Consider the following 2,511-nt stretch of genomic DNA (forward strand, 5'->3'; position numbering starts at 1 on the left):
GTCCGGGTTGCTGGCGGCGCCGGCGGCAAAGCGTGGGTTGCTGAAGCAGTTGGCGGTGCCCCAGAGCAGCTTGATTCCGGTCTGTTCCTGATGCCGCTCCAGATGATCGACCATCTGCGCGAAGTGGTGGCGGTACTCCTTGAGCGAGCTGCCTTCGGGGGCGACATCCGTGTCATGAAAGCTGTAGTAATCGATGCCCAGCTTGGAGAAAAACTCGAAGGCGGCGTCCGCCTTGCCGATGGCCAGTTCCATCGGGTCGCCACTGCGCTGCCACGGCCGCTTGAAGGTGCCCACTCCAAACATATCCGCCCCCGGCCAGACGAAGGTATGCCAATAACAGGCGGCCATGCGCAGGTGTTCGCGCATGGGTTTGCCGAGGATGAGCTTGTTGGCGTCGTAGTGGCGAAAGGCGAGGGGAGCATCGCTGTGGGGGCCTTCGAAGCGAACCTTCTCGACACCGGGGAAGTACGGCATGGCGTTTTCCTTATTGTTCTTGGCGGTGGCTCGATACTAGCAACGGCGTTGGGCCTGCCGATTATGAAAATCATCAAGGGAGAGTGCGATTTTGCGTAGCAGGGGCTAGTCTGTTTCGACCGGCCCCAGGATAAAAACAATGAAAACCCTACCGCCCGTGCACCGCATTGCCTTGCTGTTCAACGGCAGCAAAATCTATGACCGTGGCATCATCGCCGGCATCGGCAATTACCTGAGCAGCACCCGCGCGTCCTGGGACTTGTTCCTCGAAGAGGACTTCCTGTGCCGCCTCAAAGGCATCGAACGCTGGCAGGGCGACGGCATCATTGCCGACTTCGACGACCCGCTGATTGGCGAGGCGCTGGCCGGGAGCAAGGTGCCGGTGGTGGCGGTGGGCGGTTCCTATGAGGATGTGCGGGCCTATCCCAAGGGCATTCCCTACGTGGCCACGGACAACTACGCCTTGATCAAGTTGGCCTATGAGCATTTGATCGAAGCCGGCCTGACGCAGTTTGCCTGTTTCAGCCTGCCCGAAGCCCAGGCCAATCGCTGGGCCCAGGAACGCGAAAAGGCTTTCAAGCGCCTGCTGCAACGCGATGGCTTGCCCGTGCAGATCTATCGTGGCCTCGGCACCAGCGCGCCGCTGTGGGACAGCGCCGTCGAACAACAGATTGCCTGGCTGCAAAGCCTGCCCAAACCTATCGGCATTATCGCCGTCACCGACGCTCGCGCCCGGCAATTGCTGCAAGCCTGTCTTACTGCCGGCATTGCTGTGCCGGAAGAAGTGGCGCTGATCGGCATCGACAACGACCCGCTGACCCGTACCCTCACGCGGGTGCCGTTGAGTTCGGTGATCCAGGGCACCGAAACCATGGGCCGCACCGCCGCTGCGCTGTTGCATCAGATGTTGCACGGCAAGCCCTGCGCGGGCACGCAGGTGCTGGTGCCGCCGGATGCGATCAACGTGCAGGCGTCCAGCTTGCATCAACCTTTGGGCCATCCTTATGTGATGCAGGCGCTGCTGTTTATCCGCCAGTACGCCTGCCAGGGCATCAAGACCGCCCAGGTGGCGGCCTATGTTGGCGTGTCCCGTTCGTCCCTGGAGGCGCATTTTCGCAAGGTGCGCGGGTGCAGCGTGCATGACGAGATCCTGCGCTTCAAACTCGCCAGCGCCGCCAAGGGGCTGGAGGATGATCACCTGGCGATTGCCGATATCGCCCAGCAATGCGGCTTCAAGTCCGCGCAGTACCTGCACACGGTGTTCCGTCGCGAGTTAGGCTGCACGCCACGGGAATACCAGCAGAACCATTAGAAACTTTGCAGGCTTGGCCCATTCGCCGCTGGACTTGCACCGCACAGACTAGGGAGAATGGTTTTTTGTGGCGTAAATGGAAGCTCCCATGACCGACAGTGCCCAGCGTGCCGCCAGCGACATCGACCTGATGACCGAAGTGGCCATGCTTTATTACCTCGACAACATTACCCAGGAAGCCATCGCCAAGCGCTTCGACCTGTCGCGGGTCAAGGTCAGCCGGCTGCTCAAGCGCGCCCGGGATGAAGGGGTGGTAGAGGTGCGGGTGTTGCAGCATCCGGCGTTGAACACGGAGCTGGAGCAGGCGCTGGTCGAGCGTTTCCAGCTGGACCGCGCGTTGATCGCGGTGGACCATGGCGACCCTGATACCCAGCGCTCGGCCGTGGCCAGCCTGGTCGCCAACTACCTGAACAAGACCCTCAGCGACGGCATGATCATCGCCGTCGGCATGGGCCGCAACGTCGGCGCGGTGGCCGAGAATGTGTTCCTGCCGGTGACGCGCAACTGCACGTTTGTGTGTGCGATTGGCGGCTCGCTCAAGGCTGGCGAATACATGAACCCCGACCATATCTGCCGACGCCTGGCCCTGCGTTTCGGCGCCGAGAGCGAAACCCTGTACGCCCCGGCCCTGGTGGCCAATCCGGAACTGCGCAGCGTGTTGATCAACAACGACACCGTGCGCTCCACCCTCGACCGCGCGCGCCGCGCCGATATCGCCTTGATCG

At 62.1% G+C, this 2,511-nt stretch carries 2 protein-coding genes and 1 pseudogene; 2 read left to right on the forward strand and 1 reads right to left on the reverse strand.

The genetic code is table 11. The annotated features are described in order from the left end of the window. Positions 1 to 474, reverse strand: a pseudogene (locus HX823_RS29705) (xylose isomerase); the annotation flags it as partial. A gap of 139 nt (positions 475 to 613) precedes the next feature. Here HX823_RS29705 and HX823_RS29710 point away from each other — a divergent pair. After that, on the forward strand, positions 614 to 1,786 hold the full coding sequence (locus HX823_RS29710; protein WP_177078185.1) for a XylR family transcriptional regulator: 1,173 nt from the start codon (positions 614 to 616) through the stop codon (positions 1,784 to 1,786). An 88-nt stretch (positions 1,787 to 1,874) separates the two neighbouring features. Continuing rightward, positions 1,875 to 2,511, forward strand: a 637-nt coding sequence (locus HX823_RS29715; RefSeq protein ID WP_256350329.1) for a sugar-binding transcriptional regulator, incomplete at its 3' end; no start/stop codon positions are given.

The organism is Pseudomonas sp. P7759 (genome assembly GCF_013386445.1).
GTDB lineage: Bacteria > Pseudomonadota > Gammaproteobacteria > Pseudomonadales > Pseudomonadaceae > Aquipseudomonas > Aquipseudomonas azotoformans_A.